The sequence below is a fragment of the Endozoicomonas sp. ALC020 genome (genome assembly GCF_049275935.1).
GTDB lineage: Bacteria > Pseudomonadota > Gammaproteobacteria > Pseudomonadales > Endozoicomonadaceae > Endozoicomonas_A.
Genome location: NZ_CP184830.1, coordinates 3,446,914 through 3,461,098, shown reverse-complemented (window position 1 = coordinate 3,461,098; position 14,185 = coordinate 3,446,914). Strand labels below are relative to the sequence as shown.

Genomic DNA, 14,185 nt, shown 5'->3' with positions numbered 1-14,185 from the left:
TTTGGCATGATGATTCACGGTATCATCTTAAAGCGGGTGAGTAGGGTTTAAACTCTTCGTCATCAAAAAGTTTACACTGTGGTTTTGTATCTTCTGTCTTCACTGTCAGTGTGCACATCAGCTGATAGTACAAAGGCGCATCGTCATTAACCCGGTTGACTGCAAGTGTGAGATCAGCTCTCTGACCGATCAATTGATGAATGGCCTTCGCCAGATATCGTGGGCAGTAACCAACAATCTCGGGTGTCTCGCTGGTGCGAATAGCGATCGCCTGGTGATCTGCCGGGTTCTGAATATCCTGCATCAGTAGAAGCGGATCGCCGGATTGCAGGGTTTTGATACGGGCTCGGGCGGAGTCCGTAACGTAGCGTACGCCGTGAACAAAAAAGTCGAATTCAAAGGAGCCCGATGTATCCTGCTGCACTTCAGGAAAGACCTGCAAATTATCAGTACTTTTAGTACCACCGGTTTTGGCCAGGATAAGCAGTGGGCAATTTTGTCCCTCCAGGCCCAGCCAGGATAATAAAAGCTTATATTCAGGCCGACGTTCTGATAACAGGCGATTGGCAAACAGGGGGAACAACCGTTCAGACCGATAAACCTTGGTTAAATCCTCCATGCCGGTAAACGGTGTAAACCGTTCACTATAGCCAGCTCCCCGAGTGTATTGAAACTGGTAATGATCGCCATTCCGAGTCAACTTGCCCACCGGGTGCCACTCTCTTTTTAACGGGTCCTGCCAGGCTAAAAATACGCTGTTTAACGATGTGTGCATAGTAGACTCCTTCTATTTTCTAAAATCATTTGTTCAGCAAATTGAATGGCTATGGGGGTTGTTACCTCCTCTGGTATCCGCTGTAGTAGCTGACCTATTTCAGCCTCGGACAGCAAGCTGAGTTTTTTCAGCCAGAAGCCTGCAGCCCGGGGCTGCATTTCTTTGGCAATAATAAAAGCATCCATGGTTTTCAATGGTTTGTTGTCGGCTTTGGACCTATAGAGCGCACAACTGGCTTTCCTGACGTATGCCGCAACGGAAAACCCCCGGTCCTTTGTGGACAGGCGTTTCTGCCGGGTATCATCCCGCTCTGTGCAGCCAAGGCTGGAAGCGTGATCATAAGTTGGGCAAAGGTACTTTTTACCGCTGGCATCGTCCAGTAAAACCGCCCAGTTTTCATGGTGCCGATCCTGATTGCTGATCAGTGCATCCAGCATAAGGTAGCCGGTAAACACGCCAGCAGCATCCATAAACTCGGGGAATTTCTCCTTAAAGGGCGGAAGAATACCACTTTTTGCGGTTTCAAGAATACCCATTACCCGTGCCACCGTATGTTCTCTGACCCGGACAAACCGTTGTTGTTCATCGCCGGGGTAGGTGTTATCAGTGGACATTAACAGCTGGTTACCCAAAGTCATCCGCCAACGGGTACGATCAGTAATAATGCTTGGGCTGGTGACACCAATATTGCCCTGAAAGCGGGCCATCTCATAGGTGGCGTGGGGAATACCCAACTGCACGCAAAGTTGCTCTGCCACCTTTTCCGACCAGTGCTCCCCGGTTAACGGGCGTGACTTTTTAAACAGCCATTTCTGTTTCTGCCAGGTATACCAGGATTTCTCCTTGGTGCCGAGATCCTCCGGCGAGTCCATCTCCTCCCTGATATCGATGATTTTATAGGGTGTTGTCATGCCGGGGTTCCTGGCTTTCTTGGGTTATTTAACGGTGACCTGGCCGTTCATTAGCATGGGAAGTAGCCACTCCGGGCACCAAACCTGCAAGGTTATAATACTCGGGAAGGACAGCCAACCACGACCATGCGGAATAGTCTGCAAGAATGTTCGAGCCCTGTTATGCCACAAAAGCAAATACCACACCGGGCAACAAACTTGTGATGTGACCCTGGTCCGGGAGGATGGACAGCCGCAGCAATGTGGAAAGGTTTGCAAGAATGCAATTACCCTGTCCAGGCACAAAAAAACACATCAAAAACGCAAGCCCGTTGATACAAACCAGAAAGACGGTCTCAGCCCTCCATAAGGTAATGTGAATAAGTAACGACCCTTGGCAGAAGGTTTTTGAAAGATAATCACGCTTGCTTTCTTGATCTATCCTTCCTCTCTGTACAACCGGAGGCAAGGATAAAATCATTAAATACTCACTCTCTGCGACAACTCTGCTGCTACTTTTTCTGGCTGTCGCCTGTCAGGCCGAAACCTTGACCAGACGTTATGTTGTTGAGCTTCAACAGAATACAGCTTTTTCAAACCAGAGTTTTTCTATAAAGCCAGACCAGCGTTCACTGTCGGATAACCCGTCAGATATTGACGGCAAAAACGGCTTTAAAAGACCAGATTTACCCTCTGATAATAAACGACAAAGATTTCTCAATTACGAAGTAAAAACAACCCTCATTGAATCGATTTCCTGGCAGTTGCTTTACGCCACGAATTTGCTGCTTGCTTTCGAACTGATCATGACCAGCAAAGCCCCCCCTCTGGGTGCTACTTATTCATGGCTCCCCGCAGAAGGCATTGTCACTGTCGGCTGGCTTTTGAAAAGCTATTGGAACCCCGACTCACTGCTGTTTAAACCGATTGAACAATCAGAAATGAGGTTGTCACAAGGGAATCAGCCTTTTGCAATCACTACTATGATGCACGGCTCCGGCTATGACCAACAACAACCACAACAACAAAGCCAGCTATCAGAATCATCTGGCCAACGGGCCCCGCAAGCCACCAGCCAACAAACAGGCGCTTTCACCAGCCCTCTGTTTTCTGGCACCGGTGACGGCTACGGAGACCCTCAACAAGACACACATACTTTAGGTTTAGATTGTTTCGTATACCCCTGTTATGGCGTTTGTGAATTCCGACCATCTTTCGAAAACACAGAGCCAGATGAAAGCTGGCTGAATTTTGAAGAAAGTCTGGCAAGCTATACAGAAGTAACACCCGGACAAAACCCATGCCCCCATGACTGTCTCTGCTTTCGTTGCATATGGCATTTTGATCCTGAAAATGAAAGATCAAATGATCCCTTTGCCATTGAACTCAAATGCACTTCTGGCCAACTATTTCAGTTAGATGGCATTGATGACAACCCGGTCAATACAACCGCCCCTGCAGAGCAAGTCACCTGTGACCTGACAATAGTCGGTAAGGATGGCCAGCTACGGAATTGCGAGAAAGTCTACAGGAGTATCAAAACCCTTTTGAATCACAAAGGAAAAGTCCACTCCGGTAAAAAAACCTGTCTCGTGCCGGTAGTCGGGAAGGATGGCCGACTGCGACCATGCGGGGAGGTCTCGAAAAATGCCGGTGCCCTGTCGAATCACAAAAGAAGGGCCCACAGTGGGCAGCAAACCTGTGAAGTCATAATGGTCACAGAGGATGGTCAGGAACGGCCATGCGGAAAGGTCTGCATGAATGCCAGCGCCCTGTCGAATCACAAAAAATGCGCCCACACCGGACAAAGAACCTGTGATATGACCGTGGTCGGGGAGGATGGTCAGCCGCAGACATGTGGGAAACTCTGCAAGAGTGCTCAATCCCTCTCGTGTCATAAATTCAGTCACCACACCGGGCAAAAAACCTGTGACGTAATCCTGATCGGAAAGGATGGCCAGCAGCGACCTTGCGGAAAGGTATACAAGAATGTCAGTGCTCTAAGGTATCACAAAAAAAACACTCACACCGGGCAAAAAACCTGTGATGTGATCGTGGCCGACGAGGATGGCCAACAGCAGCCATGTGGAAAAGTTTACAAGAATGCCAAAACACTGGCTATTCACAAAAGAACACATCGCAAACGCAAGCCTGTTGATACCAACCAGAAAGACGGTCACAGCCCTCCATAAGGTAAGTAACGCCCCTTAGCAGAAGGTTTTTTAACAGAAAAACACGCCTGCTTTCTTGATCTATCCTTCCTCTCTGTATATCCGGAAGCAAGGATAAAATCATTAAATACTTACTCTTTGCGACAGCTCTGCTGCTACTTCTGCTGACTGTCGCCTGTCAGGCCGAAACCTTAACCAGACGCTATGTCGTCGAGCTTCAACAGGATGCAGCTTTTTCAAAGCAGAGTTTTTCCATAAATCAAGACCAACGTGCATTGTCGGATAACCCGTCAGATATTACCGATAAAAATGGCTTTAAAAGATCAGATTTACCCTCTGATTATAAACGACAAAGTTTTTTCAGTTACGAAGTAAAAGCAACCCTCATTGAGTCGATTTCCCGGCAGTTGCTTTACGCCACGAATTTGTTGCTTGTCTTCGAACTGATCATGACCAGCAAAGCCTCTTCTGTGGGTGCCCGTGCTTATTCATGGCCACCAATAGAAGGGATTGTCACTGTCGGCTGGCTTTTGGAAAGCTATTGGAACCCCGACCCGGCACTGTTTAAACCGATTGAACAATCAGAAATGAGGTTGACACAGGGGAATCAGCCTTTTGCAATCACCACTATGATGCACGGCTCCGGATATGACCAACAACAATCACAACAACAAAGCCAGCTATCAGAGTCATCTGGCCAACAAACCCCGCAAGCCACCAGCCAACAAACAGGCTCTTTCACCGACCCTCTGTCTTCTGGCTCCGGTGACGGCTACGCAGACCCTCAACAACACGCACATACTTTGGGTTTAGATTGTTTCGTCCACCCCTGTCATGGCATTTGTAAATTCCGACCATCTTTCGAAAACATGGGGCCAGATGAAAGGTCGCTGAATTTTGAAGAAAGTCTGGCAAGCCTATCAGGAGCAGTACCTGGGCAAAACTCATGCCCCCATAATTGTCTCTGCTATCGTTGCATCTGGCATTCTGATCCTGCAAATGAAACATCAAATGACCCCTTTGCTATTCAACTCCAATGGGCTTCTGACCAACTATTTCAGGTATATGGTATTGATGACAACCCGGTCAATACAACCGCCCCTGCAGAGCAAGTCAGCTGTAACCGGACAATGGTCGATGAGGATCGCCAGTTACGGTGTTGCGAGAGAGTCTACAAGAGTGTTCAATCCCTTTTGAATCACCAAAGAAAAATCCACACTGGCAAAAAAACCTGTCTCGCACCCGTGTTCGGAGAGGATGGCCGACTGCGACCATGCGGGGAGGTCTGGAAAAATGCCAGTGCCCTGTCGGGCCACAAAAGAAAAATGCACACTGGGCAGCAAATCTGTGAAGTAATCGTGGTCGGAGAGGATGGCATAACGCAACCATGCGGGAGAGTCTGCAAGAATGCCATTATCCTCTCAGATCATAAAAAAAGAAAGCACATGGGGCAAAGAATCTGCACTATGATCCTTGCCGATGAGGATAGCCAGCAGCGGCTATGCGGGAAGGTGTGCATGAATGTCCACGCTCTACGGTATCACGAAAGAAGCGCTCACACCGGGCAACAAACCTGTAACGTTATGATGCTCGGAGAGGATGGCCAGCAAAGGCCATGCACGCTGATCTGCAAGAATGTTGGAGCCCTGACGAATCACAGAAACAGATACCACTCCGGGCAACAAACCTGTAAAGTAACCGAGACAGGAGAAGATGGCCAACCTCGAGCATGCGGCAAGGTCTTCAAAAATGTCAGCGCCCTGGGGTATCACAAAAAAAGCGCCCACACCGGGCAACAAACCTGTGACGTTATGATGGTTGGGGAGGATGGTGAGCGACGGCCATGCGCAAAGGTTTGCAAGAATACCATAGCCCTTTATGATCACAAAAGAGGTACCCACACCGGGCAACAAACCTGTGACGTTATGATGGTTGGGAAGGATGGCGAGCGAAGGCCATGCGGAAAGGTTTGCAAAAATATCCAAGCTCTTGGTGATCATAAAAGAAGCGAGCACACCGGGCAAAAAACCTGTGATGTGATAGTAGCCGATGAGGATGGCCAGCAACGACCGTGCGGGAAGGTCTACAAGAATAGACATGTCCTCTGGGATCACAAAAAAAACGCCCACACCGGGCAAAAAACCTGTGATGTGACCGTGGCCGATGAGGAAGGCCAAGAGCGCCTGTGTGGAAAGGTTTACAAGAATGCCAAAACACTGTCTGTGCACAAAAGAACACATCGCAAACGCAAGCCTGTTGATACGAACCAGAAAGACGGCCTCAGCCCTCCATAAGGTAATGTGAATAAGCAACGACCTTAAGCAGAAGGTTTTTTCTTGATCTATCCTTCCTCTCTGTATAGAAGGTGTCACGAAACTCCAACAAATCGTTCCCACGCTGCGACCCACAGGGCCTGAGAGCATGGAAACCAGAGTTTTGCGACCCGCTCTATATCCGGAGGCAAGGATAAGATCATTAAATACTCACTCTTCGCGGCACCTCTGTTGCTACTTTTGCTGACTGTCGCCTGTCGGGCCGAAACCTTGACCGGACGCTATATTGTCGAGCTTCAACAGGATGCAGCTTTTTCAAACCAGAGTTTTTCTTTAAAGCAAGACCAACGTGCATTGTCGGATAACCCGTCAGATATTACCGAAAAAAACGGCTTTAAAAGACCAGATTTACCCTCTGATGATAAACGACAAAGATTTTTCAGTTACGAAGTAAAAACAACCTTCATTGAATCGATCTCATGGCAGTTGCTTTATGCCACGAATTTACTGGTTACCTTCGAACTGATCATGACCAGCAAAACCCACCCTCCGGGTTCTACCTCTTATTCATGCTCACCAGTAGAAGGGATTGTCACTGTCGGCTGGCTTTTGAAAAACTATTGGAACCCCGACTCATCGTTTTTTAAACCGATTAAACAATCAGGAGTGAGGTTGGCACGGGGGAATGAGCCCATTGCAATCACTACTATGATGCACGGCTCCGGATATAACCAACAACAACCACAACAACAAAGCCAGCTATCAGAGTCATCTGGCCAACAAGCACCACAAGCCATCAGCCAACAAACAGGCTCTTTCACCAGCCCTCTGTATTCTGGCTTTGGTGACGGCTTCGGAGACCCTCAACAACAAGCACATACTTTAGGTTTAGATTGTTTCGTCCACCCCTGTTATGGCATTTGTATATTCCGATCATCTTTCGAAAACATGGGGCCAGATGAAAGGTCACTGAATTCTGAAGAAAGTCTGGCAAGACTTACAGAAGCAAAACCCGGACAAAACTCATGCCCCCATAATTGTCTCTGCTATGGTTGCATCTGGAATTTTGATCCTGCAAATGAAACATCAAGTGATCCCTCTATCATTGAACTCCAATGGGCTTCTGGCGACCAATTTCAGGTACATGGCATTGATGACAAACCGGTCAATACAACCGCCGCTTTGGAACAAGTCAGCTGTCACCTGACAATGGTCGATGAGGATGGCGAGCTTCGCAATTGCGAGAAAGTCTACAAGAGTGTTGCATCCCTTTTGAATCACCAAAGAAAAATCCACACCGGCAAAAAAACCTGTCTCGCGACCGTAGTCGAGAAGGATGGTCGGCTGCGACCATGCGGGGAAGTCTGCAAAAATGCCAGTAACCTGTCGAATCACAGAAGAAGGGTCCACAGCGGGCAACAAACCTGCAACTTTACAGTGGTCGAAGAGGACGGCCAGCAGCGACCTTGCGGAACGGTCTGGAAAAATGCCGGTGCCCTGTCGAATCACAAGATAAGGACCCACACCGGGCAACAAACCTGTGACGTGACAGTGGTCGAAAAGGATGGCCAGCAGCGACCTTGCGGAACGGTCTGCAAGAGCACCAGAGCCTTGTCGTTTCACAAGCGTGGATACCACAGCGGGCAAAAAACCTGTGAAGTGATCGTGGTCGGCAAAGATGATAAACCGCAACCATGCGGGAGGGTATGCAAGAATTCCATCACCCTGTCGCATCACAAAAGAAACGCCCACACCGCTCAAAGAACCTGTGACCTGATCGTGGTCGGGAAAGATGGTCAGCCGCGGCCATGCGGAAAACTCTGCAAGAGTGCTCAATCTTTCTCGTGTCATAAATTTAACCAGCACACCGGGAAAAAAACCTGTAACCTGACCGTGGTCGAAGAGAATGACCAGCAGCGACCTTGCGGAACGGTCTGCAAGAACGCCAAAGCTTTATGGATTCACAAACTTGGATACCACAGCGAGCAAAAAACCTGTGATGTGATCGTGGTCGATGAGTATGGCCTGCAGCGGCCATGCGGGAAGGTCTACAAGAATGTCAGCGCTCTATGTGATCACAAAAGAAGGCCTCACACCGGGCTACAAGCCTGTGACGTTATGACGGTCGGGGAGGATGGCAAGCAATGGCCATGTGGAAGGGTTTACAAGAATGCCAAAGCCCTGTCTGTGCACAAAAGAATACACCGAAAGCGCAAGCCTGTTGCTGCGAACCAGAAAGACGCTGTCAGCCCTCCATAAGGTAAAGTGAATAAGCAAAAACCTTTAGCAGAAGGTTTTTGAAAGAAAAACACGCTTGCTTTCTTGATCTATCCTTCCTCTCTGTACACCCCGAGGCAAGGATAAAATCATTAAATACTCACTCTTAGCGGCTCCTCTGCTGCCACTTTTGCTGACTGTCGCCTGCCAGGCCGAAACCTTGACCAGACGCTTTATTGTCGAGATTCAACAGGATGCAATTTTTTCAAAACAGAGCTTTTCTATAAAGTCAAATAAACGCTTAATGTCGTATATTATATCGAATATCTCCGAAAGAAACTGTTTTAAGACACCAGATTTACCCTGTGATGATAAACGACAAAAATTTTTCAGTTACGAAATAAAAACAACCCTCATTGAGTCGATTTCCCGGCAGTTACTTTACGCCACGAATTTGCTGGTTGCCTTCGAGCTGATCATGACCAGCAAAGCCCCTCCTCTGAGTGCTACCTCTTATTCGTGGCTACCGATAGAAGGGGTTGTCACTGTCGGCTGGCTTTTGAAAAGCTATTGGAACCCCGACTCACCGCTGTTTCAACCGTTTGAACAATCAGAAATGAGGTTGACACAGGGGAATCAGCCCTTTGCGATCACTATTATGATGCACGGCTCCGGCTATAACCAACAACAACCACATCAACAAAGCCAGCTACCAGAATCATCTGGCCAACAAGCCCCACAAGCCAACAGCCGACCAACAAGTGCTTTCACCAACCCTCTGTCTTCTGGCTCCGGTGACGGCTTCGAAGACCCTCAACAACACGCACATACTTTGGGTATAGATTGTTTCGTTCACCCCTGTCATGGCGTTTGTAACTTCCGACCATCTTCCGAAAGCATAGGGTCAACTGAAAGGGTGCTGAATACAACCGCTCCAGTGCCAGTCCCCTGTAACCTGACAATACTTGATGAGGATGGTCAGCTACGAAATTGCGAGAAAGTCTACAAGAGCGCTTTTTCCCTTTTGAATCACAAAAGAGCATACCACTCAGGTAAAAAAACCTGTCTCGCGCTCGTGGTCGGGAAGGATGGTCAGCTGCGACCATGCGGGAAGGTCTGCAAGAATGCCAGCACCCTTGGGTATCACAAAAGAAAGACGCACACCGGGCAACAAACCTGTGACGTCATAGTGGTCGAAGAGGATGGTCAGGAACGGCCATGCAGAAAGGTCTGCAAGAATGCCGACGCCCTGTCGAATCACAAAAAAAACGCCCACTCCGGGCAAAGAACCTGTGATGTAACCGTGGTCGATGAGAATGGTCAGCTGCGGCCTTGCGGGAAGGTCTTAAAGAATGCCGGTCTCCTGTCGAGTCACAAAAGAGACGCCCACACCGAGCAAGAAACTTGTGACGTGATCGTGGTCGGAGAGGGTCACCAGCAGCGACCATGCGGAAGGGTCTGCAAGAACGCCAAAGCCCTTTCATCTCACAAGACTGGATGCCACAGCGGGCAAAAAACCTGTGCAGTACTCGTGATCAGCAAGGATGGTAAACCACAATTGTGTGGGAGGGTCTTCAAGAATGCCTATATCCTGTCAGATCACAAACAAAGAAAGCACAGTGGGCAAAAAACCTGTGATGTGACCCTGGTCGGAAAGGATGGTCAGCCCCGGCCATGTGGAAAGGTTTTCAAGAATGCCAAAACCCTGTCTGTGCACAAAAGAATGCATCGAAAACGCAAGCCTGTTGATACAAACCAGAAAGACAGTCTCAGCCCTCCATAAGATAATGGGAAGTAACGACCTTTAACAGAAGGTTTCTGACAAAAAAACAGGCTTACTTTCTTGATCTATCCTTCCTCTCTGTATATCTGGAGGCAAGGATAAAATCATTAAATACTCACTCTTTGCGGCACCTTTGCTGCTACTTTCCCTGACTGTAGCCTGTCAGACCGAAACGTTGACAAGACGTTATATTGTCGAAATACAGCAGGATGCAACTTTTTCAAAACAGAGTTTTTCTGTAAAACCAAACCAGCATGTACTGTCGTATGATACGTCAGATATTGCCGACAAAAACGGTTTTATAACACCAAATTTACTCTCTGATTATAAACGACGATGCTTTTTCGGTTACGAAGTAAAAAAAAACCTGATTGAGTCGATTTCCTGGCAATTGCTTTACGCCACTAATTTGCTGGTTGCCTTCGAACTGATCATGACCAGCAAAGCCCACCCTCCGGGCGCTACCTCTTATTCATGGCCACCGGTAGAAAGGATTGTCACTGTCGGCTGGCTTTTGAAAAGCTATTGGAACCCCGACTCACCGATGTTTAAACCGATTGAACAATCAGAAATGAGGTTGACCCAGGGGAACCAGCCTTTTGCAATCACGACTATGATACACGGCTCTGGATATGTCCAACAACCACAAAGCCAGCTACCAGAGTCATCTGGCCAACAAGCCCCACAAACAACCCGCCAGCCAACAAACGCTTTCACCAACCCTCTGTCTTCTGGCTCCGGTGACGGCTTCGAAGACCCTCAACAACACGTACATACTTTGGGTATAGATTGTTTCGTTCACCCCTGTCGTGGCGTTTGTAACTTCCGACCATCTTCCGAAAGCATAGGGTCAACTGAAAGGGTGCTGAAATCTGAAGAAAGTCTGGCGAGCCTTACAGCAGCAACACCCGAACAAAACCCATGCCCCCATGATTGCCTCTGCTATTGTTGCATCAGGCATTCTGCTTCTGCGTATGAAACATCAAATAATCTCTTTACCATTCAACTCCAATGCGCTTCTGGCCAACTTTTTCAGGGATATGACATGGATGACAACCCGGCCAATACAACCCCCCCTCCAGAGCCAGTCCCCTGTAACCTGACAACGCTTGATGAGGATGGTCAGCTACGAAATTGCGAGAAAGTCTACAAAAGCGTTCAATCCCTTTTTGATCACCAGAGAAAAGTCCACTCCGGTAAAAAAACCTGTCTCGCACCCGTGGTCGGTGAGGATGGCCGTTTGCGACCATGCGGGGAAGTCTGGAAAAATGCCGTTGCCCTGTCGAATCACAGAAGAAGTGCCCACACCGGGCAACAAACCTGTAACGTCATAATAGTCACAGAGGATGGTCGGGAACGACCATGCGGAAGGGTCTGCAAGAATGCCAGTGCCCTGTCGAGCCACAGAGGAAGGACACACACCGGGCAGCAAACCTGTCAAATCACAATGGTCACAGAGGATGGTCAGGAACGTCTATGCGGAAAGGTCTGCATGAATGTCTTCGCCCTGTGGAGTCACAGAACAAGTGTCCACTCCGGGCCAAGAACCTGTAATGTAACCGTGGTCGGTGAGGCTGGTCAGCTGCGGCCTTGCGGGAAGGTCTGCAAGAATGCCAGCGCCTTTTCCGATCACAAAAGATACGCCCACACCGGGCAACAAACCTGTGACGTGACCCTGATCGCAGAGAATGGCCAGCAGCGGCCTTGCGGAAAGGTCTTCAAAAGCGCCAGAGCCTTGTCGTCTCACAAGTTTGGATGTCACAGTGGGCAAAAAACCTGTGAAGTAATCGTGCTCGGCAAGGATGATAAACCGCAACCATGCGGGAAGGTCTGCATGAATTCCGGCGCCCTGTCGAGCCACAAAAAAAGCGCTCACACCGGGCAAAGAACCTGTGATGTGACCGTGGTTGGGGAGGATGGTCAGCTGCGGCCATGCGGGAAACTCTGCAATAGTGCAGATTCTCTCTCGTCTCATAAATTCAAACAACACACCGGGAAAAAAACCTGTCAGGTAACCGTGGTCGCAGAGGATGGTCAGCCGCGACCCTGCGGAACGGTCTGCAAGAATGTCAGCGCTCTAAGGTATCACAAAATAAGCACCCACACCGGGCAACAAACCTGTGATGTGACCGTGCTCGGGGAGAATGGTCAGCTGCGACCATGCGGAAAGGTTTACCAGAATGCAATGGCCCTGTCTGCGCATAAAAGGACCCATCGAAAACGCAAGCCTGTTGATGCGAACCGGAAAGACGGTCTCAGCCCTCCGCAAGGTAATGTGAATAAGTAACGACCTTTAGCAGAAGTTTTTTGACAGAAAAACACGCTCACTTTCTTGATCTATCCTTCCTCTTTGTATATCAGGAGGCAAGGATAAAATCATTAAATACTCACTCTTTGCGGCACCTTTGCTGCTACTTTTGCTGACTGTCGCCTGTCAGGCCGAAACGTTGACAAGACGTTATATTGTTGAGCTACAACAGGATGCAGATTTTTCAAACCAAAGTTTTTCTATAAAGCCAAACCAAGGTGCACTGTCGGATGATCCGTCAGATATTACCGACAAAAACGGTTTTGTAACACCAGATTTACTCTCTGATCCTAAACGACGATGCTTTTTCAATTGCGAAATAAAAACCACCCTCATTGAGTCGATTTCCTGGCAGTTGCTTTACGCCACGAATTTGCTGGTTGCCTTCGAACTGATCATGACCAGCAAAGCCCCCCCTCCGGGTGCTACCTCTTATTCATGGCTACCGGTAGAAGGGATTATCACTGTCGGCTGGCTTTTGAAAAGCTATTGGAACCGCGACTCACCGCTGTTTAAACCGATTGAACAATCAGAAATGAGGTTGACACAGGGGAATCAGCCCTTTGCGATCACTACTATGATGCACGGCTCCGGATATGACCAACAACAACCACAACAACAAAGCCAGCTACTAGAGTCATCTGGCCAACAAGCCCCACAAACACCCCCCCAGCCAACAAGCGCTTTCACCAACCCTCTGTCTTCTGGCTCCGGTGACGGCTGCGGAGACCCTCAACAACAGGCACATACTTTGGATTTAGATTGTTTCGTTCACCCCTGTCATGGCGTTTGTAAATTCCGACCATCTTCCGAATTCACCTGCAACCTGACAATGATCGATAAGGATGGCCAGCTACGGAATTGCAAGAAAGTCTACAAGACTACTCAATCCCTTTTGAACCACAGAAAAGGATACCACACCGGTAAAAGAACCTGTCTCGTGCCCGTAGTCGGGAAGGATGGTCGGCTGCGACCATGCGGAGAGGTCTGGAAAAATGCCACTGCCCTGTCGAATCACAGACTAAAGGCCCACACCGGGCAACAAACCTGTAACGTCATAATGGTCACAGAGGATGGTCGGGAACGGCCATGCGCAGAGGTCTGCAAGAATGCCAGTGCCCTGTCGGGCCATAAAAGAAGGAAGCACACCGGGCAGCAAACCTGTGAAATCATAATGGTCACAGAGGATGGTCAGGAACGTCAATGCGGAAAGGTCTGCAAGAATGCCAGCGCCCTGTCGTGTCACAAAACAAGCGCCCACACCGGGCAAAGAACCTGTGATGTGACCGTGGTCGATGAGGATGGTCAGCCACGGCCTTGCGGGAAGGTCTTCAAGAATGCCGGTTCCTTGTCGGGTCACAAAAGAGACGCCCACACCGGGCAACAAATCTGTGACGTGATCGTGGTCGGAGAGGGTGGTCAGCAGCAACCATGCGGAACGGTCTGCAAGAGCGCCAAAACCCTTTCATCTCACAAGGTTGGATGCCACAGCGGGCAAAAAACCTGTGCGGTACTCGTGGTCAGCAAGGATGGTAAGCCACAACTGTGTGGGAGGGTCTTCAAGAACGCCTATATCCTGTCAGATCACAAAAAAAGAAAGCACAGTGGGCAAAAAACCTGTGCTGTGACCGTGGTCGGAAAGGATGGTCAGCCGCAGCCATGTGGAAAGGTTTACAAGAATGCCAAAACCCTGTCTGTGCACAAAAGAATGCATCGAAAACGCAAGCCTGTTGATGCGAACCAGAAAGACGGTCTCAGCCCTCCATAA

9 protein-coding genes are annotated in these 14,185 nt (G+C 48.9%); 7 read left to right on the top strand and 2 right to left on the bottom strand.

Going from position 1 to position 14,185, the window contains the following annotated elements:
* Positions 1 to 22: 22 nt before the first annotated feature.
* Positions 23 to 775: an HIRAN domain-containing protein gene (locus ACOJUO_RS12870; protein ID WP_422140028.1), complete on the bottom strand. Its 753-nt coding sequence runs from the start codon at positions 773 to 775 to the stop codon at positions 23 to 25.
* On the bottom strand, positions 760 to 1,686 hold the full coding sequence (locus ACOJUO_RS12865) for a hypothetical protein (protein ID WP_422132412.1): 927 nt from the start codon (positions 1,684 to 1,686) through the stop codon (positions 760 to 762). The genes ACOJUO_RS12870 and ACOJUO_RS12865 overlap by 16 nt, the downstream gene beginning before the upstream one ends.
* Here ACOJUO_RS12865 and ACOJUO_RS12860 point away from each other — a divergent pair.
* The 7 genes from ACOJUO_RS12860 (at position 1,685) to ACOJUO_RS12830 (ending at position 14,185) form a co-directional block, all read left to right on the top strand.
* Entirely contained in the window at positions 1,685 to 2,035 is a 351-nt protein-coding gene (locus ACOJUO_RS12860; protein WP_422132411.1) for a hypothetical protein, read from the top strand. The two genes, ACOJUO_RS12865 and ACOJUO_RS12860, sit on opposite strands and share 2 nt — an antisense overlap.
* A 178-nt stretch (positions 2,036 to 2,213) precedes the next feature.
* Positions 2,214 to 3,857 (top strand): hypothetical protein, encoded by a 1,644-nt coding sequence (locus tag ACOJUO_RS12855; RefSeq protein ID WP_422140027.1) that lies wholly within the window; start codon positions 2,214 to 2,216, stop codon positions 3,855 to 3,857.
* Positions 3,858 to 4,111: 254 nt separating this feature from the next.
* Positions 4,112 to 6,130, top strand: coding sequence for a hypothetical protein (locus tag ACOJUO_RS12850; RefSeq protein ID WP_422140026.1), 2,019 nt, complete (start codon positions 4,112 to 4,114; stop codon positions 6,128 to 6,130).
* 210 nt (positions 6,131 to 6,340) lie between these two features.
* Positions 6,341 to 8,368 (top strand): hypothetical protein, encoded by a 2,028-nt coding sequence (locus ACOJUO_RS12845; protein ID WP_422140025.1) that lies wholly within the window; start codon positions 6,341 to 6,343, stop codon positions 8,366 to 8,368.
* 262 nt (positions 8,369 to 8,630) lie between these two features.
* Positions 8,631 to 10,109 (top strand): hypothetical protein, encoded by a 1,479-nt coding sequence (locus ACOJUO_RS12840; protein WP_422140024.1) that lies wholly within the window; start codon positions 8,631 to 8,633, stop codon positions 10,107 to 10,109.
* Between the two features lie 175 nt (positions 10,110 to 10,284).
* Positions 10,285 to 12,396, top strand: coding sequence for a hypothetical protein (locus ACOJUO_RS12835; protein ID WP_422140023.1), 2,112 nt, complete (start codon positions 10,285 to 10,287; stop codon positions 12,394 to 12,396).
* Positions 12,397 to 12,556: 160 nt separating this feature from the next.
* Positions 12,557 to 14,185: a hypothetical protein gene (locus tag ACOJUO_RS12830; protein ID WP_422140022.1), complete on the top strand. Its 1,629-nt coding sequence runs from the start codon at positions 12,557 to 12,559 to the stop codon at positions 14,183 to 14,185.